Below are 26,959 nucleotides of genomic sequence, written 5' to 3'. Positions count from 1 at the left end.
CTTACCAGTCCGTGGCGCTGATGGAATCACCCGACACCGTCAGGCCGAGCAGCTTTGGTTTGATTTCCTTGGCGAACGCGACCGTCTCGGTGCGGCTGTAGTCCTCGCCATTGGCGAGCTTGCCGCTCACCGTCACCTCGAGCTGGTGCTGTCCACTGGCAATGTTGCCGGTATGCAAGCGCTGGACACCGCCCTTCTGCAACGCCTCCAACTCCTTGAAGGTGTAGATGTAATGCGCCGCCGGCTGCCCGTCCACGCGCACCGCCACGGAGTCCAGGCGCAGCGTTTCACCTTTGGCCAACTGTACGAAGATCGCGAAGTGGGTGTCCGAGGGGTACAGCAGCTTCTCCTCAAGCTGGCTCAGCTCCGCGGAGATGGACAGAACGTCAGACTTGACCTCCTGCACCTGCTCGTCCAACCCCTTCATCTGCTCGCGATAACCGTCCTGCGCGCGCGCCTGCATGCAGCCAACTGCCACCAGGACCGGCACCACCGCCCACAAGAGAATCTTCTTCATGCCATTCGCCCTTCGGTTCCCTGATCACGGAGACGAGTTCCTCCTTCAGCCGCGAAAGTGGCTGTTGGCGGTCCCGCTGCCGTGGATTTGCTTTTTTCCCCTTGACCGATGACGTTGCTCGGCAACCTTTCGTTTGCCTTGAATTCTCGTCTTTGTCATTCGGTCGAAAACGCGCGCATTAAAACAGCCTGTTCATCGTGGCCAGTGAGATGGTCATTGCAGAACGGGTTACCCATTGGGGCAGAAGTGGCGCATTTTTGTCAGAAGCCAACGCAGCTCTCAGGGCAAGTGTGATGATGATCGTCAATGACCTGACGTACGCACGGCGGAGGGGCGACCAAGGAACCCAGGCTGAGTGGTTTGCGGGAACGCTCGCGCGAGCGTGGCGACTGCACTTGTAACGCAGTTGCGCGCCGGCTCCGGGGCGATGAACCTTGAGCTCCTGGTGCGGGCTCGGATATCGGTGTCACGCGGTTCGAGTTCGATGTAGCGCCCTGCCACGACAATGGCACCTGCGAAGGCGCTCGCCCCATGGCCAATGCGTCACCGGAATCATTGCCTGGCGAGCGAAACCGCCGGGCGTCGGCTGCACCTGCGCGACGTCAGGGAGGGACGCTGGCGCACCAAAGGCGGAGGCGACTGACGTGCACTCGCTCAGTGCGCGCGGGCCAGAATCCACCGGCTGTACCGCGGAGCTCCACGGATCGCGGACAAGGTGGCGCGCAAAAACGAAAAAGGCGGCGATTTCGTCACCGAAATCGTCGCCTCTTCGTTACACACTGACCTGGAGCAGGAGGTCAGTTATTTGGTAGCGGGGGCAGGATTTGAACCTGCGACCTTCGGGTTATGAGCCCGACGAGCTGCCAGACTGCTCCACCCCGCATCAGAAGAACAATGTTAGCGGAGGAAGGCGATTAGCGCAACCCCCATTCATGGTTTTCTTACAGCGAGAACGCCGCCTGGCACCAGGCCATGATCGGATTCCACGCAAAACCCAGCGCCAGCAACGCAAGCGCGTTGACGCCGAAGGCAATGTGCAGCGGGCGGTTCTCGCGAATTGCTGGAGCGTCGCCTTCGGGTTCGTCGAAGTACATCGCCTTGACCACGCGCAGGTAGTAGAACGCACCGATCACTGCAAACACCACGCCGATGATGGCCAGCCACAGCATGCCGCCTTCGATGGCCGCACGCAGCACGGCGAGCTTGGCCCAGAAACCAAGGAACGGGGGCACACCCGCCAACGAAGCCATGACGCACAGCACCAGGCCGGCCAGCCACGGATTGCGCGCGTTGAGACCCTTGTAGTCGTCGATGCGGTCCGCCTCGAACCCCTGGCGCGACATCACCACGATCGCACCGAACGCTGCAGCAGACATGATCGCGTAACTGATCGCGTAGAACATCGCCGCCGCGTACCCCTGCGACCCGCCACCGGCGAAGCCGATAAACAGGAAGCCCACGTGGGATACGGTCGAATAGGCCAACAGGCGCTTGAGGTTGGACTGCACCAACGCACTCAGGTTGCCGATGGCCAGCGACAGCACCGCCAGGCCGGCAAGCATCAGGCGCCAGTGATTGTCCAGCGGCCCCATGCCCGACTCCAGCAGCCGGTAGGTCATGCCGAACGCGGCCAGTTTGGGCGCCGAGCCGATGAACAAAGTGATCGGGGTCGGCGCGCCGTGGTACACGTCCGGCAGCCACATGTGGAACGGCGCCGCGCCAAACTTGAAGGCAATGCCGGCCACGACGAACACCAGGCCAGTGACGAACATCAACGAGGCACTGCCGTCGGCAACAGCGGCGATTTCGTGCAGGTCCAGCGACCCCGTGGCGCCATAGACCAGCGACAGGCCGTACAGCAACAGGCCGGATGCCAGCGCACCCAGTACGAAGTACTTGATGCCGGCTTCCGAGGCCAGTGGGCTGTCGCGGTCGGTCACCACCAGCGCGTACGAGCACAGCGCCAGCATCTCCAGGCCCACGTAGACCATCACCAGCGTCGCCGAAGACACCATCAGCATCATGCCAAGGCTGGCGAACAGCATCAGCACGGTGACTTCGCCCTTGTACAGGCCACGTTCGCGCAGGAACGGCCACGTGTAGACCATGGCCAGCGCGCTCACCAGCGCAATGCCGATCTTCAGAACGTCGGCCGCGGTATCGCGCACGAACATGCCGCTCAGGATCGTCCCCTGCCCGCCCACGCCGGTGGCCACCATGGCCGCGACCGCAAGCAGCAGCGCCACGCCCAACACGTGGGTCACCACGCGGCGGCGCTCAGGCAGGAACAGGTCCAGCATCAGCAGGGCGAACGCACCGCCCACCAGCACCAGCTCCGGCAGGAGCGGCGCCAGTTCGGCGGCGGAACGCACCGCCACCAGAGGCTGGTCGGTGGAAACAGTCACAGGCAGGGTCATCGTCAGCCCTTCTTAAAGCTTGGTCGAGGCGATCTGCGTGGCGAGCTGGGCGATCGCCGGCTCCATCAGATCGGTCAGCGGCTTGGGATACACGCCCAGCAGCAGCACGCCGGCGGCGAACACGCCCAGCACCACGGCTTCGCGGGCGTTGATGTCCTCCAGCTCGGCCACGTGCTTGTTGCCCACGTCGCCCCACAGGATGCGCTTGGTCAGCCACAGGGTGTAGCCGGCGCCAATGATCAGCGTCGTCGCCGCGGCAAAGGCGATCAGCGGGTGCTTCTGGAAGCTGGCGATGATCACCATGAACTCGCCGACGAAGCCCGAGGTGCCCGGCAGGCCGGAATTGGCCATCGCGAACAGCACGTAGAACACCGCAAACCACGGCATCACGTTGGCCACGCCGCCGTAGTCCTTGATCATGCGGCTGTGCATGCGGTCGTACAGCACGCCCACACTGGTGAACATCGCGCCCGAGATGAAGCCGTGGCTGATCATCTGCACCATCGCACCCTGCATGCCGAGGCGCGCAGCGTCGGTGTTGCCGAAGTCACGCACCAGGCCGAAGGCGATGAAGGTGCCCAGGGTCACGAAGCCCATGTGCGAGACCGACGAATAGGCGATCAGCTTCTTCATGTCGTCCTGCACCAGTGCGACCAGGCCGACGTAGACCACCGCGATCAGGCTCAACGCGATCACCAGCCATGCCCACTCGTGGCCCGCATCGGGGACAATCGGCAGGGTGAAGCGGATGAAGCCGTAGCCACCGATCTTCAGCATGATGGCGGCCAGGATCACCGAACCGGCAGTCGGCGCCTCCACGTGCGCATCCGGCAACCAGGTGTGGACCGGGAACATCGGCACCTTTACCGCGAAGGCGATCAGGAATCCGAAGAAAAGCCACATCTGCTCGGTCGCGTTCAGCGACAGGTTGTACATGTCGGCCAACTGCCAGCTGCCGCCCTTCAGGTACAGGTACACCAGGCCGATCAGCATGAAGACCGAGCCGAGGAACGTGTACAGGAAGAACTTCACCGACGCGTACACGCGACGCGGACCGCCCCACACGCCGATGATGATGAACATCGGGATGAGCATGCCTTCGAAGAAGACATAGAACAGCATCGCGTCGAGCGCGGAGAACACGCCGATCATCAGGCCTTCCAGGATCAGGAAGGCCGCGTAGTACTGACTGACCCGCTTGTCGATCGACGTCCAGGCACTGATCAGCACCAGCAACGAAGTCAACGTGGTCAGCCCGATCAGCGCCACCGAAATGCCGTCGGCACCCAGTGCGTACTGGATGTTGTAGGCCGGGACCCACGCATGTCGCTCGGCGAACTGCATGGCCGGGCTGGCCATGTCGAAGCCGGTGAACAACGGAATGCTCAGCAGCAGCGTCACCGCCGCGACGGCGGTGGCGAACCAGCGAGCGGCGCTGGCGCGCTCATTGCCGAGGAACAGGGTGGCGGCGCCGCCGATGATCGGCAGCCAGATCAGGAGGCTGAGCAAGGGGTAGGAACTCTGCAAGGGCTCGGGGCTCACGTCTCGGTCCTTGTCGTCAGTGCCAGCTGCGGATGAGGAGGGCCAGGATCACGATCAGACCCAGGATCATCGCGAAGGCGTAGTGGTAGAGGTAGCCGGACTGGACACGACGAACCAGGCGGGCGGTGAAATCGACAAGGCTGGCGCTGCCATTGACCGCGGCACCGTCAATCACGCGCGAATCGATGATCCGCGACAGCTTGCCCAGCGCCACACCGCCACCGGCGAAGCCGTTGATCCACAGAGCGTCCATGCCGTACTTGTTCTCCAGGATGCGGATCGGCAGCTTGAGCGCGCTCGCCACCTTGCCCGGCAATTCCGGCTTGAGCAGGTACATGAACGTCGCCAGGGCGAAGCCTGCAAAGGCCAGCCAGAACGCCGGGGCCTGGAAACCATGCAACGCGAACTTGACCGGGCCGTGCCAGAGCTCGTGCTTGAGCGCCAGCACCGTGTCGCGGGCGGCGGTCAGGTCGATGGCGCCCAGGAAGAACGGCAATTGCTCGTGGTGGCCGCTCCAATCGGTGCCGAACAACATCGGGCCGACGGTGAGGAAACCGATGATGATCGACGGGATGGCCAACAGCACCAGCGGCAGGGTCACCACCCACGGCGACTCATGCGGGGTGTGTCCGTGGCCATGGCCGTGATCGTCGTGACCGTGCGCGTCATGTCCGTTGCCGTTGGCATCATGCTCGTGCGAGAACGCGGCCGCGTGTTCTTCGCTGTCGGCTTCCGGCGCCACGTAGTCCGCCGGCGGGGCCGCGTGGAAGCGCTCCTTGCCGTGGAAGGTCAGGTACAGCAGGCGGAAGCTGTAGAACGAAGTGACGAACGCACCCAGCAGCACCGCCCAGTAGGCGTACTGCCCCACCCAGCCACGGTGCTCGGACACGTGCTTGGCGGCCTCGATGATGGTGTCCTTCGAATAAAAACCGCTGAAGAACGGCGTGCCGACCAGCGCCAGGGTGCCGATGACCATGGTCCAGTAGGTGATCGGCATGTACTTCTTCAGGCCGCCCATGCGGCGCATGTCCTGCTCGTGGTGCATGCCGATGATCACCGAGCCAGCGCCGAGGAACAGCAGCGCCTTGAAGAAGGCGTGGGTCATCAGGTGGAACACGCCCGCGCTGTAAGCCGATGCGCCGAGGGCGACGGTCATGTAGCCCAGCTGGGACAAGGTGGAGTACGCCACCACGCGCTTGATGTCGTTCTGCACGATGCCGATCAAGCCGGTCCAGAACGCGGTGGTGGCGCCGATGAACAGAATGAACTGCAGGGCCGTCTCGGACAGCTCGAACAGCGGCGACATGCGCGCCACCATGAAGATGCCCGCGGTCACCATGGTCGCCGCATGGATCAGCGCCGAAATCGGGGTCGGGCCTTCCATCGAGTCCGGCAGCCACACGTGCAGCGGCACCTGCGCCGACTTGCCCATCGCGCCGATGAACAGGCAGATGCAGATCAGCGTGGCAATCGACCATTCGTGGCCATCGAAGATCGCGATGGTCGCGCCTTGGATGGTCGGGGCGTTGGCGAACACGGTGCCGTAGTCCAGCGAGCCGAACATCAGGACCACGCCAGCGATGCCCAGCAGGAAGCCGAAATCGCCCACGCGGTTGACCAGGAACGCCTTCAGGTTGGCGAACACCGCGGTCGGCTTCTTGAACCAGAATCCGATCAGCAGGTACGACACCAGGCCCACCGCTTCCCAGCCAAAGAACAACTGCAGGAAGTTGTTGCTCATGACCAGCATGAGCATCGAGAAGGTGAACAGCGAGATATAGCTGAAGAAGCGCTGGTAGCCCGGGTCCTCTTCCATGTAGCCGATGGTGTAGATGTGCACCAGCAGCGACACGAAGGTGACCACCACCATCATCATGGCGGTGAGCTTGTCGACCATGAAGCCGACATGCGCCTCGAACCCGCCCACCTGGAACCAGGTGTAGAGGTTCTCGTTGAACGGCGCCGCGCCCTGCCCCACCAGCTGCCACAGCACGTAGCCCGACAGCACGCAGCTGGCGGCCACGCCGAGGATGGTGATGCTGTGCGCGCCCGCGCGGCCCACCTGCCGCCCGAACAGGCCGGCGACGATCGAGCCCAGCAGCGGTGCCAGCACGATGGCCAGCAGCACCGACTTGGAAATTGCGAACTCCATGCCCGGCATCGGATCAGCCCTTCATCGAATCGATTTCGGCGACGTTGATCGTGCGCCGGTTGCGGAACAGCGTGACCAGGATCGCCAGGCCGATGGCGGCCTCGGCGGCGGCCACGGTCAGGATGAAGAACACGAACACCTGGCCGGCCTCATCGCCCAACTGGCGGGCGAAGGTCACGAAGTTGATGTTGACGGCCAGGAGCAGCAACTCCAGGCACATCAGCAGCACGATCACGTTCTTCCGGTTGAGGAAGATGCCGGCGATGCTGATGCAGAACAGGGCGGCGCCCAGCGCGAGGAAGTGGCCTGGGGTCAGGCCGGCGATCAGGTTCACGACTTCACCTCCTCGGCGGCGGCTTCACTGGCCTCGAGCACGGCCGGCTTGGACGCCTCCATCTTCACCATGCGCAGGCGATCGCCCGGACGCACGCGGGCCTGGTCACCCGGATTCTGGTGCTTGGCACCCGGACGGCGACGCAGCGTCAGCATCACCGCCGCGATCACCGCCACGGTCAGGATGACGGCGGCCACTTCGAACGGCAGCAGGAAACGGGTGAACAGCGCGCGGGCCAGCCAGGTGACGTTGGAGACCCCGGCCATCTCGGCCGCCTCGGGCGTCAGCGGAATGGCGGTCTGCGCCTTCACGCCGATCAGGATGAAGATCTCCACCAACATCGCGGCAGCAACGATCAGGCCCACCGGCAAGTAGCGAACGTAGCCTTCGCGCAGCGGTGCGGAATCGACGTCGAGCATCATCACCACGAACAGGAACAGCACCATCACCGCGCCGACGTAGACCAGCACCAGCGCCACGCCGAGGAACTCGGCACCGGCGATGAGCCACACGCAGGCCACCGAGAAGAAGGTCAGCACCAGCGACAGCGCCGCGTGCACGGTGTTCTTGACGCTGATCACGGCCACGGCGGACGCCACGGCCATGAGCGCGAACACGAAGAAGGCAATCGTTGGGAAATCCATGGCAGGCCCTCAGCGGAACGGCGCGTCGGAAGCGCGGCGCTCGGCGATTTCCGCTTCGAGGCGGTCACCGATGGCCAGCAACTTCGGCTTGGTCAGGATGTTCTGGCCGCGCTGCTCGAAGTGGTACTCGTGCACGTGGGTCTCGACGATCGAGTCCACCGGGCACGACTCCTCGCAGAAGCCGCAGAAGATGCACTTGAACAGGTCGATCTCGTAACGCGTGGTGCGGCGGGTGCCGTCCTCGCGCTTCTCCGAGTCGATGGTGATGGCCAGCGCCGGACACACGGCCTCGCACAGCTTGCACGCGATGCAGCGCTCTTCCCCGTTGGGGTAGCGACGCAGTGCATGGATGCCGCGGAAGCGCGGCGACTGCGGCGTCTTCTCCATCGGGTACATGAGCGTGTACTTCGGGCGGAACAGGTACTTCAGCGTCAGCCAAAGGCCCTGCGACAGCTCGATCAGCAGCAGGCTCTTGAAGTAGGAAACGATGCGATTCATGCCTGTGTCTGCCTCACTGCCCCGGCTCGAAGACGCCGTAGTACGCCATCAGCGCCACCACCACGATCCAGGCGATGGTGATCGGGATGAACACCTTCCAGCCCAACCGCATGATCTGGTCATAGCGGTAGCGCGGGAAAGAAGCGCGGAACCAGATGAAGCAGCTGGCGAAGAAGAACACCTTCGCGAACAACCACCACCAGCCATCCACCGACAGGAACGGAATGCCCCAGCCCTGGAACGGGCTCAACCAGCCGCCGAGGAAGAAGATCGCGGTCAGGAAGCTGATCAGGATCATGTTCGCGTATTCGGCCAGGAAGAACAGCGCGAACTGCGAACCCGAGTACTCGACCATGTGGCCAGCCACGATCTCCGACTCGCCTTCCACCACGTCGAACGGCGCGCGGTTGGTTTCGGCCACGCCGGAGATGAAATAGATGACGAACAGCGGCAGCAGCGGCAGCCAGAACCACTCCAGGAAGCCGGCGTTGCCGGACTGCGCCATCACGATCTCGGTCAGGTTCAGGCTACCGGCGGCCACCATCACGCCGACCAGCGCGAAGCCCATCGCGATCTCGTAGGAGATCATCTGCGCCGAGGCACGCATTGCGCCCAGGAAGGCGTACTTGGAGTTGGACGCCCAGCCGGCCAGGATCACGCCATACACGCCCATCGAGGTCATCGCCAGCAGGTACAGCAGGCCCGCGTTGGCGTTGGACAGCACAAGCTTTGCATCGAACGGAATCACCGCCCATGCCGCCAGCGCCGGCACCATCGCCAGCATCGGCGCCAGTACGTAGAGGAACGGCGAGGCGTTGGTCGGACGGATGACTTCCTTGAACAGCAGCTTGAAGACGTCCGCGAAGGCCTGGAGGATGCCCATGCCGACGTACATCGGTCCGTGGCGCACGTGCATCCAGCCGATCAGCTTGCGCTCCCACACGACATAGAACGCCACCGCGATGATCACCGGCATGGCGACCAGCAGGATCTTCAACACGATCCAGGCGACGATGCCGACGGCACCGAACGACTCGAAGAAGGTGCGGATTGGGTCAATCATGGTGTCCAACATGGATCAGGCCCTCCCCGCCTGCGCGCGGCCAGCACCCATCGGCGCGGTCGCACCATGGCCGCTCTCCACCCACACCGTCCCGCGGGCAACCTTTTCGCTGACGGCGATCGGCAATGCGGCGGTGCCCTGCCCGGCCTGGAACTTGGCCATGGCGCCCTCGGCCAGGCCGAGGGCCGCGGCGTCTTCCGGGTGCAGCGTGGCACGCGGCTCGACGTTGAGCGGGTGCGACTGCAGGGCCGGTGCGCGGCGGACCACCGCATCGCTGCGGTAGATGGCGATGCTGGAGGCGATCTCCAGGCCTTCGCCCGCAACGACAGGCGCCTTGCCAGCGGCAACGTTGACTTCCTGGCGCTGCAGGCCGGCACGCAGCCCGGCCAGATCGGTGAACTCGAAGCCATCGGCGGCGAGCTCGCCACCCAGCGCGCGCAGCACGCGCCAGCCGGCACGCGCGTCGCCAGGCAGCTTGCCACCGGCAACGGCGACCTGGTCGCGGCCATCCAGGTTGGTCAGCGTGGCGTCCACTTCCGGCAGCAGGCCGATCGGCAGGATCACATCGGCCACGGCGCGGGTCGAGCGGCAGGCGAAGTGGCTGAAGGCCACGACCTGGGCACCGTTGAGCGCCTTCATTGCGGTCGCGGTATCGGCAAAGTCCATGCCCGGCTCGATGCCGTAGATGACGTACGCGCCACGCGGGTCTGCCAGCATTGCCTGCGCATCGCGCGCGGTCGGCAGCACGCCATAGTCGGACAGGCCGACGGCGTTGGCGCCCTGCGGGATGCGGCAGACGGCGGTGTTGGTGGCGGCGGCGAACGCGGTCACGGCCTTGCGGATCGCGGCAGCGTACGGGCCGTTCTCGGCCAACGCACCGACGATCACGACGGCGTGGTTGGCCGCCTTCGCGGCTTCGACCAGCCCGGCGTCGGACAGCGCGCCCGCCAGCTTGGACGGCGCGACGATCTGCTTGCCGGCGACCTCGAAGGTGAAGTCAAAATCGACCGGGTTGACCACGTGCACCTTGGCGCCCTTGCGGCCTGCCTTGCGGACGCGCTGGTGCACCAGCGGCAGCTCGTGGCGCAGGTTGGAGCCGACGATCACCACCAGGTCGGCGGACTCGATGTCCGCGACCGGCATGCCGAAGATGTCGGCGGTGGCGGCGTCGCTCAGGTCGTTCTGGCCGATGCGGTTGTCGAGGTTGCCGGTGCCCAATGCCTTGGCCAGACGGGCCAGCAGCGCGCCTTCCTCATTGGAGGTGGCCGGATGCACCAGGATGCCGAGGTTGTCGCCACCGTTGTTGCGCAGGATGTGCGTGGCCTTGGCCAGCGCCTCGTCCCAGGAAGCCTCGCGCCAGTCCTCGCCGTCCTTGACCAGCGGCTGCTGGGCACGGTCGGCGGCGTAAAGACCTTGGTGCGAATAGCGGTCGCGGTCGGACAGCCAGCACTCGTTGACCGCTTCGTTATCGCGCGGCACGGTGCGCAGCACTTCGCCACGGCGCACGTGGTGGAACAGGTTGCTGCCCAGCGCATCGTGGTAGCCGAGCGATTCACGCGCGGTCAGTTCCCACGGACGAGCCTTGAACTGGAACACCTTGTTGGTCAGCGCGCCCACCGGGCACACGTCGATGACGTTGCCGGACAGCTCGGTGGTCAGCGGCTTGCCGTCGAAGGTACCGATCTGCAGGTTCTCGCCGCGGTACATGCCGCCCAGCTCGTAGGTGCCGGCGACTTCCGCGGTGAAGCGGACGCAGCGCGTGCACTGGATGCAGCGGGTCATCTCGGTAGCGACCAGCGGGCCCATGTCCTCGTCCGGCACCACGCGCTTGCGCTCGGCGAAGCGGCTGACCGAGCGGCCGTAGCCCATCGACAGGTCCTGCAGCTCGCACTCGCCGCCCTGGTCGCAGATCGGGCAGTCCAGCGGGTGGTTGATCAGCAGGAATTCCATCACGTTGCGCTGCGACTTCAGCGATTTCTCGCTGCGCGTGACGACCTTCATACCGTCCATCACCGGCGTGGCGCAGGCCGGCGCCGGCTTGGGCATCTTCTCGACCTCGACCAGGCACATGCGGCAGTTGGCCGCGATGCTCAGCTTGTCGTGGTAGCAGAAGCGCGGAATCGGAATGCCGGCCTTGTCGGCGGCCTGGATGATCATCGAGCCCTTGGGCGCGGTCATCGCCACGCCGTCGATCTCGATGGCAACGTGCCCTTCCGGCACCGCGGGCTTCACGTCAGTTTCGACAGCGCTCATGCAGCCACCTTTTCAACGACGGTGCCGGCCCGCTGGTCGTCGACCAGGAAGCGCTTGTTCACGATCGCGTATTCAAACTCGTCCCAGAAGTGGTGCAGCATGCCCTGCACCGGCCACGCGGCAGCTTCGCCGAACGCGCAGATGGTGTGGCCTTCGATCTGGCCCGCGGCGGCGCGCAGCATCTGCAGGTCTTCCAGCGTCGCGGTCTTGTCGACGATGCGGGTCAGCATGCGATACATCCAGCCGGTGCCTTCGCGGCACGGGGTGCACTGGCCGCAGCTCTCCTTGAAGTAGAAGCGGCTGATGCGCTGGGTGGCGCGCACCATGCACGTGGTGTCGTCCATCACGATGACCGCGCCCGAACCGAGGCCCGAACCGGCCTTCTGGATCGAGTCGTAATCCATGGTGCAGGCCATCATGGCGTCGGCGGGCAGCACCTTCATCGAGGAGCCACCCGGGATCACGGCCTTGAGCTTGCGGCCCGGACGTAGGCCGCCGGCCATCGCCAGCAGGTCTGCGAACGGGGTGCCGAGGCGGATCTCGTAGTTCCCCGGCTTGGCGACGTGGCCGGAGACCGAAAAGATCTTCGGGCCGCCGTTGTTGGGCTTGCCCAGGTTCAGGAACCACTCCGCACCGTTGCGGATGATCGCCGGCACCGAGGCATAGGTCTCGGTGTTGTTGATGGTCGTCGGCTTGCCGTACAGGCCGAAGTTGGCCGGGAACGGCGGCTTGTAGCGCGGCTGGCCCTTCTTGCCTTCCAGCGATTCCATCAGCGCGGTTTCTTCACCGCAGATGTACGCGCCAGCGCCCAGGGCGCCGTAGATGTCCACGTCCACGCCGCTGCCGAGCACGTTCTTGCCCAACCAGCCGTTTTCGTAGGCTTCCTTCAGCGCCTGCTCGAAGTGCTCGAACGGCTCATGGTGGAACTCGCCACGCAGGTAGTTGTAGGCCACCGTGGAGCCGGTGGCGTAGCAGGCGATGGCCAGCCCTTCGACCACGGCGTGCGGGTTGTAGCGCAGGATGTCGCGGTCCTTGGCCGTACCCGGCTCGGACTCGTCGGAGTTGCACAGGATGTACTTCTGGCCCGGGCCCTTGGGCATGAAGCTCCACTTCAGGCCGGTCGGGAAGCCTGCGCCGCCGCGGCCACGCAGGCCGGACTGCTTGACCATCTCGACCACCGCGGCCGGATCCATCTTTTCGGTCAGGATCTTGCGCCAGGCGGCGTAGCCACCGGTCTTGAGGTAGTTCTCGTACGACCACGGGGTGTCGTAGTGCAGCGTCGTGTAGACGACGTTGTGCTCCTGCGGGGCCGGGCCGACCGGGCCGTAGCCCTTCGAGTAGTCGTGGTGCGAGTGCGCCATCTGTCCCTGCCTCACTTCAGCCCGTCGAGCAGCTCGTCCACCTTCGCGGTGTCCAGCTTCTCGTGGTAATGACCGTTGATCACGACGACCGGCGCGCCGCAGCAGGCGGCCACGCACTCTTCCTCGCGCTTGAGGTAGACGCGGCCGTCGGCGGTGGATTCGCCCAGCTTGCAGCCCAGCTTCTGCTCGGCATGCTTGACCAGGTCCTCGGCGCCATTGAGCCAGCAGCTGATGTTGGTGCAGAAGGCGACGTTGTTGCGGCCGACCTTCTGGGTCTCGAACATCGAGTAGAAGCTGGCGACTTCGTACGCCCACACCGGCGGCAGGTCCAGGTACTTGGCCACGGCGGCGATCAGCTCGTCGCTCAGCCAGCCATCGTTCTGTTCCTGCGCGGCATGCAGCCCCTGCAGCACCGCCGAACGCTTGCGGTCCGGCGGAAACTTGGCCAGCCAGTGGTCGATGTGCGCGCGGGTCTTGTCGGACAGCACGACCATCGGGTCGACGTTCTGACAGGCCTCGAAATTTCCAGTCGCCTTCATTGGTTCAGTTCCTCAACGGCCGCCGCGATCAGCGGTCGACCTCGCCGAACACGAGATCGTAGGTACCGATCATCGCCACGACGTCGGCCAGCATGTGGCCCTTCACGATTTCGTCCATCGACGACAGGTGCGCGAAGCCCGGCGCGCGCAACTTCACGCGGAACGGCTTGTTGGCACCGTCGGACACCAGGTAGCAGCCGAACTCGCCCTTGGGCGCTTCGACGGCGGCGTAGGTCTCGCCGGCCGGCACGCAGTAGCCCTCGGAGAACAGCTTGAAGTGGTGGATCAGGCCTTCCATGTCGTCCTTCATGCCCTCACGCGACGGCGGAGCGACCTTGAAGTTGTCGACGATGACCGGACCCGGATTGGCCTTCAGCCACTTCACGCACTGCTGGATGATGCGGTTGGACTGGCGCATCTCGGCGACGCGCACCAGATAACGGTCGTAGCAGTCGCCGTTGACGCCCACCGGGATGTCGAAATCGACTTCGGCGTACTTGGCGTAGGGCTGCTTCTTGCGCAGGTCCCAGGCAATGCCGGAGCCGCGGATCATCGCTCCGGTCATGCCCCAGGCCAGCGCCTGCTCCGGCGACACCACACCGATACCGACGGTGCGCTGCTTCCAGATGCGGTTGTTGGTCAGCAGCGTCTCGTACTCGTCGACGCGCTTGGGGAAGTCCTCGGTGAAGCGCTCCAGGTAATCCAGCAGCGAACCTTCACGCCACTCGTTGAAGCGGTTGAGTTTCTGCCCCTTGCGCCACGGCGACTCCTTGTACTTCGGCATGCGGTCCGGCAGGTCGCGGTACACGCCGCCCGGACGGTAGTACGTCGCATGCATGCGCGCACCCGAGACCGCTTCGTAGCAGTCCATCAGCTCTTCGCGCTCGCGGAACGCGTACAGGAACACCGCCATCGCACCCAGGTCGAGCGCGTTGGAACCGATCCACATCAGGTGGTTCAGGATGCGGGTGATCTCGTCGAACATCGTACGGATGTACTGGGCGCGCTCCGGCGCCTCGATCCCCATCAGGGTCTCGATCGCGCGAACGTAGGCGTGCTCGTTGCACATCATCGACACGTAGTCCAGGCGATCCATGTACCCGATCGACTGGTTGAACGGCTTGGACTCGGCGAGCTTTTCGGTGCCGCGGTGCAGCAGGCCCACGTGCGGATCGGCGCGCTGGATGACTTCGCCGTCCATTTCCAGGATCAAGCGCAGCACGCCGTGCGCAGCCGGGTGCTGCGGACCGAAGTTCATCGTGTAGTTGCGGATCTCGGCAGCCTTCAGGCCCGAGGTGTTCACGCTGGAAGCAGGAACGCTCACTTCTTCACCTCGGCACGCTGGGCGGCCTCGCCCACGGCGGTCTGGTAACGCGCGTCGTCGCGGATCACGCGCGGCACGCCCACGCGCGGCTCGATGGAAACGGGTTCATAGACCACGCGCTTCTTGTCGGCGTCGTAGCGGACTTCGACGTTGCCGATCAGCGGGAAGTCCTTGCGAAACGGATAGCCGACAAAGCCGTAGTCGGTCAGGATGCGGCGCAGGTCCGGATGGCCTTCGAAGATGATGCCGAACAGGTCGAACGCCTCGCGCTCGAACCAGTTGGTGCCCGGCCACACGCCGGTCAACGAGGCCACGACCGGCAGGTCGTCGTTCTCGGCGAAGGTGCGCAGGCGCACGCGACGGTTGTGTTGCACCGACAGCAGGTGCGCGACCGCGGCAAAGCGACGCTCCGGCACGGCGGCGGCGCCGTTGGGCTGCTCACCCCACTTGAAGCGGCCTGCGCTCTTGCCCTCGACGCCACGGGAGAAACCTTCGGAGGAGACATCGGTGTCCCACTCGTCCGAACCATAGCTCAGGTAGTCGACGCCGCTGACGTCCACGCACTGCTCGAAGAAAAATTCGTCGCGTAGGGCCAGTGCGGTGGCCAACCAGGCATCGGCGGCGACATCGATCGTCACTTCGCCACGCGGCACGGCCACGTTGACCGCCGCATCGGCAAAGCGCGCCTGCAGGCGCGCAACGAAGTCCATCACGGTCTCGTTGGAAGCGGAAACGCCGGCCATGTCAGCGCACACCCTGCTTGTTGTCACCGAAGTTGGTGCCGCGGCGGATCTTCTTCTGCAACTGGAGAATGCCGTGCACCAGCGCCTCGGCGGTCGGCGGGCAGCCCGGGACATACACGTCCACCGGCACCACGCGATCGCAGCCGCGGACCACGGAGTAGGAATAGTGGTAGTAGCCGCCGCCGTTGGCACAGCTGCCCATCGAGATCACCCACTTGGGGTCGGGCATCTGGTCATAGACCTTGCGCAGCGCCGGGGCCATCTTGTTGACCAGGGTACCGGCCACGATCATCACGTCGGACTGGCGCGGCGACGGGCGGAACACCACCCCGTAGCGGTCAAGGTCCAGGCGCGACGCGCCGGCCTGCATCATCTCAACCGCGCAGCATGCCAAACCGAAGGTCATCGGCCACATCGAGCCGGTGCGCGCCCAGTTCCACAGCGCGTCCATGCTGGTGGTGACGAAGCCCTGCTGCATGATCGGGTTGTCGGCTTCCGGGAGCAGGATGTCATCCAGCCGCCCTTCCGGCAGCGGGTTGTGCATCAGGCCCGAGACAGTCTGGATCACTCCCATTCGAGCGCGCCCTTCTTCCACACGTAGACGAAGCCAAGCAACAGCATGCTGGCGAAGATGCCCATCTCGACAAGGCCAACCACACCGAGTTCGCGGAACACGGTGGCCCAGGGCACGATGAAGATGATTTCCAGGTCAAAGATGATGAACTGGATGGCGATGAGGTAATAGCGCACGTCGAACTGCATGCGCGCGTCTTCGAAAGCTTCGAAGCCACACTCGTATGGAGAAAGCTTCTCCAACGTGGGACGCTTGGGCCCCAAGGTGTTACCCACCACGATGAGGGCGACGCCGATGACACTGGCGACGACGATGAACAGCAGGGTCGGCAGGTATTCGGCCAGCACTCGATGTTCTCTCAGCTATGGCCGCTGCTGCGGCCTTGGCTCGGCGATTCTTCGCCGTTGATGCGGCCCGTCGCGCGCGCCACACCGCGTTGTGTTGGTGCCCAAGGGGGGACTCGAACCCCCACGACCTAAGTCGCTACCACCTCAAGGTAGTGCGTCTACCAATTCCGCCACCTGGGCATTGCTTGCTACTGCTGGCCTTCCTGGCCATCGAATCCGCTTATTGTAGCTGACTCGATCTTGGTCGTGACAGACCATCCACCGGCTTTTCCATGCCGGCGGACTACAACCTTGGTACGTGGAACTCAGCCCTTCGGGGGCGTGGCAGGCGCCTGCTCAGCCGGAACAGCCTCGGGCGTCGGCGCAGCCGGAACAGCCGCCGGAGCGGCGGAGGTCGGAGCCGCTGGAACCGACTGCGCCGCAGGCGCAACCGGCACCGCACCACCCTGAGCCGGCGCCTCAGCCGGGGCCACCGGCGTCTGCGACATCAACCCCAGGTCCTGCGTATCGACGGAGCCGCCGGTCGCATTCTTGGTCGCCTGCCAGGCCATGAACAGGCTGATGCCGAAGAACACGATGGCCAGCCACTTCGTCGACTTGGACAGGAAGTTGGAGGCGCCGCGGGCACCGAACACCGTGGCCGAGGCGCCGCCACCGAAGCCGGAACCGGCCTGCGCGCCTGCACCACGCTGCATCAGGATGAGCGCGATCATCGCGACAGCGACCAGCACGTAGATGACGTTGAGAAACACCAGCATCGGGGTTAGTCCAGCGATTCGTCAGGGGGCCGCCGCAGCAGCGATGGCATTGAAGTCGGCGGCGACCAGCGAGGCCCCGCCCACCAGGCCGCCATCGACGTCGGGCTGTGAAAACAGCGACGCGGCGTTGTCGGCCTTCACGCTGCCGCCGTACAGGATCGGCAACGAGTCAGCGATTCTAGCATCGTACGCGGCGATTTCGCTACGGATGAACGCGTGCACCTGCTGCGCCTGCTCCGGGGTGGCGGTCTTGCCGGTGCCGATGGCCCACACCGGCTCGTACGCGATGATGGCACCTTCGAAAGCACCCGCCCCGCCCTGCTCAAGGATGGGAGCCAGCTGTTCTTCCAGGCGCCACTCGGTCTTGCCGTCCTCGCGCTCGGCCAGGGTCTCGCCGATGCACAGGATGGGGGTGATGCCGCCGGCCTTGGCGGCGAAGAACTTGCGAGCCACCAGCTCGCTGGACTCGCCGTGGTACTGGCGGCGCTCGGAGTGGCCGACCAGGCCATACCTGGCGCCCACGTCCTTGAGCATCGCGGCCGAGACTTCGCCGGTGTAGGCGCCCTTCTCGTTCATGCTGACGTCCTGGGCCCCGAAGGCCAAGCCCTTGGCTTCATAACGCCCGGCCAGCTCGCCCACGTAGGGCAGCGGCGGCAGGATGACCAGCTCCACGCCCTGCTTCGCCGGCACGATGGCATCCAGCAGTTCGAAGGCGAACTGACGGTTGCCGTGCAGCTTCCAGTTTCCGGCGACGATCTTGCGGCGCATCAGCGACTCCCTGTGGTCTTGATTACTGGCCGGCGGACGCAGTTCCGCCCGGCGAGGGCGCGGCATTCTACCCCACCCCGCCTGCGTTCCGGGTTGCCCCGGCGTGGCCGTTACTTGAGCTTGATCTCGCGCAGGCGCTCTTCCAGGTACCCCTGGGCCGTGATCGGCTCGGGATAGCGGCTGGGGTTGTCGGGCGTGACGCACGACGGCAGCACGTCGATCAGGAAATCCGGATTGGGGTGCAGGAAGAACGGCGTCGAATAGCGCGGCTGGCGCGCCTTCTCACCCGGCGGGTTGACGACGCGGTGGGTTGTCGACGGGTACACGTGGTTCGTCAGGCGCTGCAGCATGTCGCCAATGTTGACCACGATGGTGTCGGCATCGGCGGTGAACGGCACCCACTCACCCTTGCGCGACAGCACTTCCAGGCCTTCGGCGCTGGCACCGACCAGCAACGTGATGAGGTTGATGTCCTCATGCGCGCCCGCCCGGACGTTGGGAACGTCCGGGGTGGTGATCGGCGGGTAATGGATCGGACGCAGGATCGAATTGCCCGAATCCGTCTTGTCGGCAAAGTAGTTCTCGGGCAGGCCAATGTGCAGCGCCAGCGCGCTCAGCACGCGCGAGCCCAACTGGTCGAGCGCGGTGTACAGGCCATAGGCCTTCTCGCGGAAGTCGGCGACCTCCTCCGGCCACAGGTTGGGCGGCATGACGTCGGCATGCCTGGAGTCGCGCGCGATCTCGCGCCCGACATGCCAGAACTCCTTGAGGTCGAAATGCTGCGCACCCTTGGCGGTCTCCACGCCAAATGGAGTGTAGCCACGCGCACCGCCGCCACCCGGCACGTGGTACTTGCGCTTGACCTCTTCCGGCAGCGCAAAGAAGCGCTGGAAGGCGTCGTAGGCGCCGGCGATCTGCTCATCGCTGATGCCATGGCCACGAATGCCGGCAAACCCCCATTCGCGGTATGCAGCGCCCAGCTCGGCCACGAAGGCGTCGCGATCGGTGTCGAAACGGCGGATGTCGAGGGTGGGAATACGGGACTGGGTCATGGTCAGGGAGCGTAGTGGGTGGGAACAGTGTGCCGGCGCGTGGCCGGCACGACTTGACCTGGATCAGGCAGCCGCGTCGCGGACGGCTGCCACAAGGCGCTCCAGTGTGGCCTCGACGAGCGCAGTGTCGTCCGCCTCGACCGTCACCCGGACCACCGGCTCAGTACCGGAGGGGCGCAGGAACGCCCGCCCACGACCCTGCACCGACGCTTGGGCGACCTGCAGCGCTGACTGGACGGCCGGAGCCTCCGTGGGCCGCGTAGCACCTGGGCTGTAACGCACGTTGACCGTCTTCTGCGGGACGCGGGCCATGCCCGACAAGGCCTCGCGCAGCGAAATACCACGGCGCTTGAGCACCTCCAGCACCTGGAGGGCGCTGACGATGCCGTCGCCGGTGCTGGCACGATCCAGGCACAGGATGTGACCAGAGGCCTCGCCACCAAGCACGCCATCGTTGGCGAGCAACTGCTGGTGGACGTGACGGTCGCCGACCTTGGCGCGGATGAAGCCGATGCCCTTGTGCTCCAGCGCCTGTTCCAGCCCGAAGTTGGTCATCAAGGTGCCAACCACCGGCCCCCGCAAGCGCCCTGTGGCCTGCCAGTCGCTGGCGAGCACGAACAGCAGATCATCCCCATCGCGCACCGCGCCGTCGCCATCGACGAACAGCACGCGATCGCCATCACCATCGAAGGCGATGCCCAGGTCTGCGCCGGTTTCCCGCACGCGCGATGCCAGGTTGTCCGGATGGGTCGAACCGACGCCAGCGTTGATGTTGAGGCCATTCGGATCCACCCCGATGGCCTCGACGCGAGCCCCCAGCTCAGCCAGCACCAGCGGACCGAGTCGGTAGGCTGCGCCATTGGCGCAGTCGACGACGACGCGCATGCCACCCAGGTCGAAGCCCTTGGGCACGGAGTTCTTGCACGCTTCGACGTAGCGGCCGATGGCGTCACGCGTACGCTCGGCCTTGCCCAGTTGCTCAGAGGGAACCGTGCTGAAAGGCAGGTCCAGGGCATTCTCGATGGCAAGCTCGGTGGCGTCATCAAGCTTTTCGCCCTCGGCCGAGAAGAACTTGATGCCGTTGTCGAAATGCGGGTTGTGCGAAGCCGAGATGACGATGCCTCCGTCGGCGCGCATGGAGTGGGTCAGGTGCGCAACGGCCGGCGTGGGCATGGGGCCCATCAGCTGCACGTCCACGCCAGCGGCCACAAGCCCCGCTTCCAACGCAGCCTCGAACATGTAATTGGAGATGCGGGTGTCCTTGCCGATGATCACCACCGGCTTGCGCCAGCCGCGCGGCCCCGCCGCCGACTCGGCAGCAGCACGCAGGACGTGACCGTAGGCATTTCCCAGGCGGAGGACGAAATCGGCCGAGATCACGCCCTCGCCTACGCGACCGCGAATGCCATCTGTACCAAAGTAGCGACGGCTCACGCAGCGGCCTCGGCGTCGCCCTGGGGTGCCGGCTGGCGCATCATCATGGTCAGCAGGTCGGCCAGGCGGTCACGCAGCTCACGGCGGTCGCAGATCTGGTCGATGGCGCCGTGGTCGAGCAGGAACTCCGAGCGCTGGAAGCCTTCGGGCAGCTTCTCGCGCACGGTCTGCTCGATCACGCGCGGGCCGGCGAAGCCGATCAGGGCCTCGGGCTCGGCGATGTTGATGTCGCCCAGCATGGCGAACGACGCCGACACGCCACCGGTGGTCGGGTGGGTTAGCACGGAGATGTACGGCAGGCCCGCGTCGCGCAGGCGACCCAACGCGGCGGAAGTCTTGGCCATTTGCATCAGCGAGAACAGGCTCTCCTGCATGCGCGCGCCGCCGCTGGCGGAGAAGCACACGAACGGGCAGCCCAGCGCCAGCGCGCGTTCGGCGCCGAGGGTGAAACGCTCGCCGACCACCGAGCCCATCGAGCCGCCCATGTAGGCGAAGTCGAACGAAGCGGCAACCAGGTCATGGCCCTTGAGCTTGCCCTCCAGGGTGACCATGGCGTCTCGCTCACCCGTGGACTTCTGCGCGGCCTTGATGCGGTCGGAATACTTCTTCTGGTCCTTGAACTTCAGCACGTCGGTCGGGCCGAGGTCGGCGCCGATCTCCTGCGTGGTGCCCTCGTCGAAGATCGAGGCCAGGCGCGCGCGGGCGCGGATGGGCATGTGGAAGTTGCACTTCGGGCAGACCTCGAGGTTTTCCTCGAGTTCGGGGCGGTACAGGACGGCGCCGCAGCGGTCGCACTTTTCCCACAGCCCCTCGGGCACGTTGCGCCGCTTGGCGTTGGCACCGGCTTCGGTGCGGATGCCGGACGGCATGAGTTTCTTGAGCCAGGACATGTGTTGCGTATTCCCCTGTTCAGGCATATGGGTGCCCCAGCGCCAGCCGAAGCCGGCGCCAAGCGAGCGGGTCAGTTTAGCGCACCGGATCGCGGGGTCGACGGGCCGGGGTCACGCCCTGTCCGTACGACCCGGTTTGGTTGGCGAATCAGGCAGTTGCGTCGAGTGCGGCCCGCAGGGGTGCCAGAAAGTCCCGGGCGGCCCGCGCGGCGGCCCCCGGTGAGTCCTGGTTCGCCAGCGCGGCCACCAGTGCGCTACCCACCACCACGCCGTCTGCCTCGCGGGCCATGACGGCGGCGCTGGCCGCATCCTTGATGCCGAAGCCGGCCACCACGGGCACCTGGCTGGCCGCGCGGATGGCGTGCAGGCGGTCGCTGGCGCTGCCGGTATCGAGGTGATCGGCACCGGTCACGCCGGCATAGCTGACGTAGTACAGGTACCCCTCGCCTTCGGCGCAGAGCTGGGCGATGCGCGCGTCGGAGGTGGTGGGCGACGCCAGCAGGATCAGGTCCAACCCCACCGGGGCGAAGCCGGCGCGGAATTCGGCGGCCTCTTCGGGCGGCAGGTCAACCAGCAGGATCCCGTCCACGCCCGCGTCGGTGGCGGCCTTGGCGAAGGCGGCGGGTCCGCGGATCTCGACCGGGTTGAGGTAACCCATCAGCACGATCGGGGTTTCGCTGTCGCGCTCGCGGAATGCACGCACGGCATCGAAGATGTACTTCAGCCCGGCACCGCGGGCGATGGCGCGCTCGGAGCTGTGCTGGATGGTGGGGCCGTCAGCCATGGGATCGGAGAACGGCACACCGAGCTCGATGACGTCGGCACCGGCTTCGACCAACGCATGCATGACCGGCACGGTCGCCTCCAGCGACGGGTCACCCGCGGTGATGAACGGAATAAGCGCCTTTCGGCCATCTGCGTTGAGGGTCTGGAACTTGCGGTCGATGCGGCTCACAGTGAAATACCCTCCCGCGCGGCGATGGTGTGCACGTCCTTGTCGCCGCGGCCGGATAGGTTGCACAGCACGAGCGCATCCTTCGGCAGTTCGCGGGCGAGCTTGAGCGCCTGGGCGATGGCGTGGCTGGACTCCAGAGCGGGCAGGATGCCTTCGGTCAGGGTCAGCAGCTGGAAGGCGGCAAGCGCCTCGGCATCGGTCACGCCCACGTAATCGGCGCGGCCGGCGTCCTTGAGGAAGGCGTGCTCGGGGCCGACGCCCGGGTAGTCGAGGCCCGCTGAGACCGAGTGCGTCTCGATGATCTGGCCATCGTCATCGCACAGCACGTAGGTGCGGTTGCCGTGCAGTACGCCGGGGCGACCGGCCGCCAGCGAAGCGGCGTGGTGGCCGGTGGCGATGCCCTCGCCCGCCGCCTCGGCGCCGACGAGGCGCACGTCGCGGTCGTTGAGGAAGGCATGGAAGATGCCTATGGCGTTGCTGCCGCCACCCACGCAGGCGGTGACGGCATCGGGCAAGCGACCGTATTCGGCCAGCATCTGCGCGCGCGCTTCGCGGCCGACGACGGCATTGAAGTCACGGACCATGCGCGGGTACGGATCCGGGCCGGCGACGGTGCCGATGATGTAGAAGGTATCCCGCACGTTGGTGACCCAGTCGCGCATCGCCTCGTTCAGGGCGTCCTTCAGCGTGGCGGAGCCACTGGTCACCGGCACCACTGTCGCGCCGAGCAGCTTCATGCGGTAGACGTTGATCTTCTGCCGCTCGATGTCTGTGGCGCCCATGTACACCACGCATTCCAGGCCCAGGCGCGCGGCGACGGTGGCACTGGCCACGCCGTGCTGGCCGGCACCGGTCTCGGCGATGATGCGCGTCTTGCCCATGCGGCTGGCGAGCAGCGCCTGGCCGATGGTGTTGTTGATCTTGTGCGCGCCGGTGTGGTTCAGGTCCTCGCGCTTGAGCAGGATGCGCGCGCCGCCGTTTTCGCGGCTGAGGCGCTCGGCGTAGTAGATGGGGCTGGGGCGACCGACGTAGTGCGCGAGGTCGTTCTCGAAGGCCGCGATGAAGGCCGGATCGACACGCGCGGCGTCGTAGGCGGTGGCCAGCTCCTGCAACGGGCCGATCAGCGTCTCGGCGACGAAACGGCCACCAAAACGGCCGAAATGGCCATTGGCATCCGGGTAGGCATGGAAATCGATGGCCGCAGCAGGCGCGGCTTGGGGTGTTCGGTTGTTCACGCGTGAATCTCCGGAACCGGGACGCGCAACGCGGCGGCTGGGCCGGCTGCGCGGGCAAGGCAAGGGGGTTCGGTGCGCCGGCACTCGGCAGGCGCCAGGGGCGTGGTGCGTTATCGCACCGCCGCCGCAGGCACGCGACGCCATCGGCGCAGCGAGCGACCGAAGGGAGCGGAGGGGCGATTCGACGTCTTCATGGCGTGGAGCTAGCGTACCCCATCGTGCGGGGCTGCGCCGCCCATGGGTGGCAGACCATCGTCGATATCCGCCGCACGCACGGCCACGACAAAACGCCGCATCAGCCCGGCGTCCTTCGACCCCGGGGCCGATTCTATGCCGCTGGACACGTCCACGCCCCAGACACGGCTGGCGCGAATCGCCTCGCCGACGTTGTCCGGGGTCAGGCCGCCGGCCAGCAGCAGCGGGCGACCTTCAACTGAAGGAATGTGCCCCCAATCGAAGCGTTCACCGGTGCCGCCGACGGCGCCCGGCGCGTGGCTGTCGAGGAGGAAGCCGACCGCGCGCGGATGCGCGTCGATCTGCGCCACCACGTCGGCCGTATCCTGCCCGGCCATCCCCACCGCTTTCAGGTAGGGCCAGCCAAACTGCTCGCAGAACGCCGCGGATTCGCTGCCGTGGAACTGCAGCAGGCTGGGACGAAACCGGGCGATGACCCCGCGCACTTCGTCGGCGGGGTTGTCCATGAACAACGCCACCACGTCGACCAGCGGCGGGATCGCCTCGCGCAACACGGCCGCCTGGTCGAGCGAAACGCGCCGCCGGCTGCGCTGGGCAAACACCAGGCCGACTGCATCCACGCCCAAGTCCGCCGCCGCGCGAATGTCGTCGGCGCGGGTCATGCCGCAGAACTTGATCCGGGTGCGGCGCAGCGCGGCGGTCACAGCGTGACCTCGGCAGGCAAACCGCATTCGGCCGGATAGCGGGGGCCCAGGAACACCAGGCCTGCCGAGGGCGCGGTGGGCCCGGCCACGGTGCGGTCCCGCCCCGCCAGCAGTTGGCCGATCCAGGCCTCCGGACGTTCGCCCCGTCCGACCGGCAACAGGCTGCCAACGATGTTGCGGACCATGTGGTGCAGGAACGCATTGGCCTGCACTTCCACGTCGACGATGTCACCGCTGCGCGTGACCGAAATGAACTGCAACTCGCGTCGCGCGTGCGGGGCCTGGCAGTGCACGGTGCGGAAGGCGGAGAAATCGTTCTCGCCCAGCAGCGCCTGTGCCGCACGGTGCATGGCGTCCGCGTCCAGCGGGCGACGCTCCCATGACAGGTATTGACGTCGCAGCGCCGGGCGCACCGGGCGGTTGAGGATGCTGTAACGGTATCGCCGCGCGCGCGCGGAGAAGCGCGCATGGAAATCGTCCGCAACAGGTACGCACCAACGCGCGCAGATGGCCGGAGGCAGTTGACTGGTGGCGCCCAGCACCCAGCCGCGCGGATCGCGGTTGGCGGGGCCATCGAAATGAACCACCTGCATCGACGCATGGACGCCGGCATCGGTACGTCCGGCGCAGACGACTTCGGTGGGGCGCCCCGCCACGAAACCCAGGGCGTCCTCAACCGCACCTTGCAGTGTCGGCGCACCCTCGCGGTCGGGCTCGCCGTGCTTGGTCAACCGCTGCCAACCGGAGAATTCACCACCATCGTATTCGATGGCCATTGCGTAGCGACGGAGCGGCATGGCCTCCGTCGCCGGTGCTTCGTCCACCACCGTCAGCCCAGCTCCCGCAACATGCGCTCCGCGCGTTCACGGACGGCGGCGTCGCTGTCGGCCAGTACCTCGGCAAGCAAGTTGCGGGCGCTTTCCTGGTCACCCAGGTCGATGTAGGCACGCGCCAGCTCGAGGCGCTCGGCACCGCCAACCACCGCCGGTGTTGCCACGGCCACGACTTCTGCACGGGGGGCAGCGCCTGCGGCCGGCTTGTGCCATGCCGGCTCGCGCCGCGACGGGGCAACCGCCGACGCCGGAGGCACGGCCGGAGCCGCGGCCGGCTCCCGGTGCAGCGGCCCACTGGCACCGAAGGCGTCTGCGAGTGACGGCCCCTTGGGCGTGGAAACGGTTTCGCGGAACGATGTCGCCATGGCATTGCCACGTCGCCGGTTGAGCCACCAGCCGGCCAGACCTGCCAACAGCAGCGCCGCACCGCCCAGCAGCCAAGGGGCGGGGCCCATGCCCGCATCGGTTGCCGCCTGCTGCTTTGCTTCGGCCTTGTTGGAATCGGCCAGGCGCTTCTGTGCCGCCGCCAGCTCGCTGTCCTTCATCGAGATCAGCTGCTGCTGTTGCGCCTGCAGCTTCTCGAGTTCGTCGATGCGCGCCTTCATCTCGGCCGCTTCGGCCTCGCGGGCGGCCAGCGTTTCCTTGGTCTGTTGCAGTTCCTGTCGCAGCATTTCACCCTCGCCACCGGCCTGGATACCGGACTGAGTACCCGCGCGCTGGGCATTGCTGGCGCCGGGGGGAACGATTTCGAGACGGGCGTCGGCCGTGCGACGGCCCGCGGGTCGGGAGGCTTCGGCCGCCACGGGCGCCGTGGCGTCGCGGCCTTCCGCGGCCGTCGGCTGCTGCACGGCACGGCGCGTTTCGGCCCGCCACGTCTGCGTCTGGGCTTGCACCAGGGCCGTCGCTTCCGCGGCATCGACCGCCGCTACATCGCCCGCCTGCAAGCGCAGCACGACGCCCTGCTTCAGCCGGTTGATGTTGCCGCTGATGAACGCATCGGGATTGGCGCGCAGCAACGCGATCATGGTCTGGTTCAGACTCTGCCCGGAGCCGTCGCCCACTTGGGTGGCGATGCGAGACAACGAGTCGCCGGCCTTCACTGGCCCGTACTCGCTGCCCACGCGTGCCACGGCAGCCGGAGCAGGAGCGGAAGTCGCCACGGGTGCGGGTGCGGGGGTGGGCGCGGGCTCTGGAGACGCGGCAATGGAGGTGTCATCCGCAGAGGGCTTCGCTTCCGCTGGGTTGGCCGCCGCCGAGACCTCCGCGGCCGGGGCCTCCGGCGGGGGTTTGCTGGCCACCACCGGCTCGCGCTCGATGGTGTTGGCCGGGCCCACCGTGGCTTCCTCGATGGCGGGCTGCACCGGCGCAGAGACGGTGCGCGGGGCGTCGACCAGCGCGGAATACTCACGCACGAGGCGCCCCTGCCCCCAGTCGACTTCCACGAGAAAGGTCAGTAACGGATCGGTGACCGGGGCCTCGCTGGTGACCCGGATGACCGGGCGACCCGCCGCGTCCACGGCGGGTGTGAACTGCAGGCTGGAGACAAACTCATCGGGCAGCTGCAGCCCGATGCGCGCAAACGTATCCGGCGATGGCAGCCCGGCCTGGAGCTGCTCCAACTCGGCCGGGTCACTGGAAATGATCGGGATCTCGGCCACCAGCGGCTGGCCCAGCTTGGACTTGAGCTCGATCTGGCCCAACCCAAGCGCTGCCGCCGCGCCGCTGGCCATGGCCAGCGACAACGCCAGTGCAACCCGCAGTGACTTCTGCGCGAGTGGCTTCACATCCAATCCCCCGGTTCTCCTCGCGGGGACTCTAGCCGCCGCG

25 protein-coding genes and 2 tRNA genes are annotated in these 26,959 nt (G+C 66.2%); all 27 read right to left on the bottom strand.

Annotated elements, in window-relative coordinates:
- Position 1 precedes the first annotated feature (1 nt).
- The 27 genes from N800_RS03650 to N800_RS03520 all read right to left on the bottom strand — a co-directional run bounded on the left by N800_RS03650 (position 2) and on the right by N800_RS03520 (position 26,916).
- Positions 2–517 carry a hypothetical protein gene (locus N800_RS03650; RefSeq protein ID WP_036134988.1) on the bottom strand — a complete coding sequence of 172 codons (516 nt, stop codon included), beginning with the start codon at positions 515–517 and terminating at the stop codon, positions 2–4.
- Positions 518–1,323: 806 nt separating this feature from the next.
- Positions 1,324–1,400, bottom strand: a tRNA-Met gene (locus tag N800_RS03645).
- A 58-nt stretch (positions 1,401–1,458) separates the two neighbouring features.
- On the bottom strand, positions 1,459–2,934 hold the full coding sequence (nuoN, locus tag N800_RS03640; RefSeq protein ID WP_036134984.1) for an NADH-quinone oxidoreductase subunit NuoN: 1,476 nt from the start codon (positions 2,932–2,934) through the stop codon (positions 1,459–1,461).
- 12 nt (positions 2,935–2,946) lie between these two features.
- Positions 2,947–4,431 (bottom strand): NADH-quinone oxidoreductase subunit M, encoded by a 1,485-nt coding sequence (locus N800_RS03635; RefSeq protein WP_232227538.1) that lies wholly within the window; start codon positions 4,429–4,431, stop codon positions 2,947–2,949.
- Positions 4,432–4,492: 61 nt separating this feature from the next.
- On the bottom strand, positions 4,493–6,628 hold the full coding sequence (gene nuoL, locus N800_RS03630; RefSeq protein ID WP_036135145.1) for an NADH-quinone oxidoreductase subunit L: 2,136 nt from the start codon (positions 6,626–6,628) through the stop codon (positions 4,493–4,495).
- Positions 6,629–6,641: 13 nt separating this feature from the next.
- Positions 6,642–6,944 carry an NADH-quinone oxidoreductase subunit NuoK gene (gene nuoK / locus N800_RS03625; protein ID WP_036135142.1) on the bottom strand — a complete coding sequence of 101 codons (303 nt, stop codon included), beginning with the start codon at positions 6,942–6,944 and terminating at the stop codon, positions 6,642–6,644.
- A gap of 14 nt (positions 6,945–6,958) precedes the next feature.
- A complete protein-coding gene (locus tag N800_RS03620; RefSeq protein ID WP_036134981.1) occupies positions 6,959–7,606 on the bottom strand; it encodes an NADH-quinone oxidoreductase subunit J in 648 nt (215 codons plus the stop codon).
- Positions 7,607–7,615: 9 nt separating this feature from the next.
- Positions 7,616–8,104: an NADH-quinone oxidoreductase subunit NuoI gene (gene nuoI, locus N800_RS03615; protein ID WP_036134978.1), complete on the bottom strand. Its 489-nt coding sequence runs from the start codon at positions 8,102–8,104 to the stop codon at positions 7,616–7,618.
- 13 nt (positions 8,105–8,117) lie between these two features.
- A complete protein-coding gene (gene nuoH / locus N800_RS03610) occupies positions 8,118–9,179 on the bottom strand; it encodes an NADH-quinone oxidoreductase subunit NuoH (RefSeq protein ID WP_036134975.1) in 1,062 nt (353 codons plus the stop codon).
- Between the two features lie 3 nt (positions 9,180–9,182).
- Positions 9,183–11,420, bottom strand: coding sequence for an NADH-quinone oxidoreductase subunit NuoG (gene nuoG / locus N800_RS03605; RefSeq protein WP_036134972.1), 2,238 nt, complete (start codon positions 11,418–11,420; stop codon positions 9,183–9,185).
- Complete coding sequence (gene nuoF, locus N800_RS03600) at positions 11,417–12,781, bottom strand: NADH-quinone oxidoreductase subunit NuoF (protein ID WP_036134968.1); 1,365 nt, start codon at positions 12,779–12,781, stop codon at positions 11,417–11,419. Before nuoF ends, nuoG begins: the two co-directional genes overlap by 4 nt.
- Positions 12,782–12,792: 11 nt before the next feature.
- Entirely contained in the window at positions 12,793–13,320 is a 528-nt protein-coding gene (gene nuoE, locus N800_RS03595; RefSeq protein ID WP_036134965.1) for an NADH-quinone oxidoreductase subunit NuoE, read from the bottom strand.
- 28 nt (positions 13,321–13,348) lie between these two features.
- On the bottom strand, positions 13,349–14,578 hold the full coding sequence (locus N800_RS03590) for an NADH-quinone oxidoreductase subunit D (protein WP_232227536.1): 1,230 nt from the start codon (positions 14,576–14,578) through the stop codon (positions 13,349–13,351).
- 62 nt (positions 14,579–14,640) lie between these two features.
- Complete coding sequence (locus N800_RS03585; RefSeq protein WP_425476492.1) at positions 14,641–15,387, bottom strand: NADH-quinone oxidoreductase subunit C; 747 nt, start codon at positions 15,385–15,387, stop codon at positions 14,641–14,643.
- 1 nt (position 15,388) lies between these two features.
- Positions 15,389–15,961 carry a NuoB/complex I 20 kDa subunit family protein gene (locus tag N800_RS03580; protein ID WP_036134959.1) on the bottom strand — a complete coding sequence of 191 codons (573 nt, stop codon included), beginning with the start codon at positions 15,959–15,961 and terminating at the stop codon, positions 15,389–15,391.
- Positions 15,952–16,308 (bottom strand): NADH-quinone oxidoreductase subunit A, encoded by a 357-nt coding sequence (locus N800_RS03575; protein WP_036134958.1) that lies wholly within the window; start codon positions 16,306–16,308, stop codon positions 15,952–15,954. The genes N800_RS03580 and N800_RS03575 overlap by 10 nt, the downstream gene beginning before the upstream one ends.
- A gap of 95 nt (positions 16,309–16,403) precedes the next feature.
- A tRNA-Leu gene (locus tag N800_RS03570) sits at positions 16,404–16,488 on the bottom strand.
- 125 nt (positions 16,489–16,613) lie between these two features.
- Entirely contained in the window at positions 16,614–17,066 is a 453-nt protein-coding gene (gene secG / locus N800_RS03565) for a preprotein translocase subunit SecG (protein ID WP_036134957.1), read from the bottom strand.
- Positions 17,067–17,087: 21 nt separating this feature from the next.
- Positions 17,088–17,834, bottom strand: a complete 747-nt coding sequence (gene tpiA, locus N800_RS03560) for a triose-phosphate isomerase (protein WP_036134956.1) — start codon at positions 17,832–17,834, stop codon at positions 17,088–17,090.
- 110 nt (positions 17,835–17,944) lie between these two features.
- Complete coding sequence (locus N800_RS03555) at positions 17,945–18,886, bottom strand: isopenicillin N synthase family dioxygenase (protein WP_036134955.1); 942 nt, start codon at positions 18,884–18,886, stop codon at positions 17,945–17,947.
- Between the two features lie 63 nt (positions 18,887–18,949).
- The gene (glmM, locus tag N800_RS03550; RefSeq protein WP_036134954.1) at positions 18,950–20,320 is read right to left on the bottom strand and encodes a phosphoglucosamine mutase; all 1,371 of its coding nucleotides are present in this window, start codon (positions 20,318–20,320) and stop codon (positions 18,950–18,952) included.
- Entirely contained in the window at positions 20,317–21,210 is an 894-nt protein-coding gene (gene accD / locus N800_RS03545; RefSeq protein WP_036134953.1) for an acetyl-CoA carboxylase, carboxyltransferase subunit beta, read from the bottom strand. Before accD ends, glmM begins: the two co-directional genes overlap by 4 nt.
- A gap of 148 nt (positions 21,211–21,358) precedes the next feature.
- On the bottom strand, positions 21,359–22,165 hold the full coding sequence (trpA, locus tag N800_RS03540; RefSeq protein ID WP_036134952.1) for a tryptophan synthase subunit alpha: 807 nt from the start codon (positions 22,163–22,165) through the stop codon (positions 21,359–21,361).
- Positions 22,162–23,400, bottom strand: a complete 1,239-nt coding sequence (gene trpB, locus N800_RS03535) for a tryptophan synthase subunit beta (RefSeq protein ID WP_052107878.1) — start codon at positions 23,398–23,400, stop codon at positions 22,162–22,164. The genes trpA and trpB overlap by 4 nt, the downstream gene beginning before the upstream one ends.
- A gap of 203 nt (positions 23,401–23,603) precedes the next feature.
- Positions 23,604–24,299 carry a phosphoribosylanthranilate isomerase gene (locus N800_RS03530; RefSeq protein ID WP_156962861.1) on the bottom strand — a complete coding sequence of 232 codons (696 nt, stop codon included), beginning with the start codon at positions 24,297–24,299 and terminating at the stop codon, positions 23,604–23,606.
- On the bottom strand, positions 24,296–25,096 hold the full coding sequence (truA, locus tag N800_RS03525) for a tRNA pseudouridine(38-40) synthase TruA (RefSeq protein ID WP_036135134.1): 801 nt from the start codon (positions 25,094–25,096) through the stop codon (positions 24,296–24,298). Before truA ends, N800_RS03530 begins: the two co-directional genes overlap by 4 nt.
- Positions 25,097–25,128: 32 nt before the next feature.
- Positions 25,129–26,916, bottom strand: coding sequence for a FimV/HubP family polar landmark protein (locus N800_RS03520; protein WP_052107876.1), 1,788 nt, complete (start codon positions 26,914–26,916; stop codon positions 25,129–25,131).
- Positions 26,917–26,959 lie beyond the last annotated feature (43 nt).

The organism is Lysobacter daejeonensis GH1-9 (genome assembly GCF_000768355.1).
GTDB classification, from domain to species: domain Bacteria; phylum Pseudomonadota; class Gammaproteobacteria; order Xanthomonadales; family Xanthomonadaceae; genus Aerolutibacter; species Aerolutibacter daejeonensis.
The sequence above is the reverse complement of the archived record's forward strand: the minus strand, read 5'-3'. Positions and strand labels throughout refer to the sequence as shown.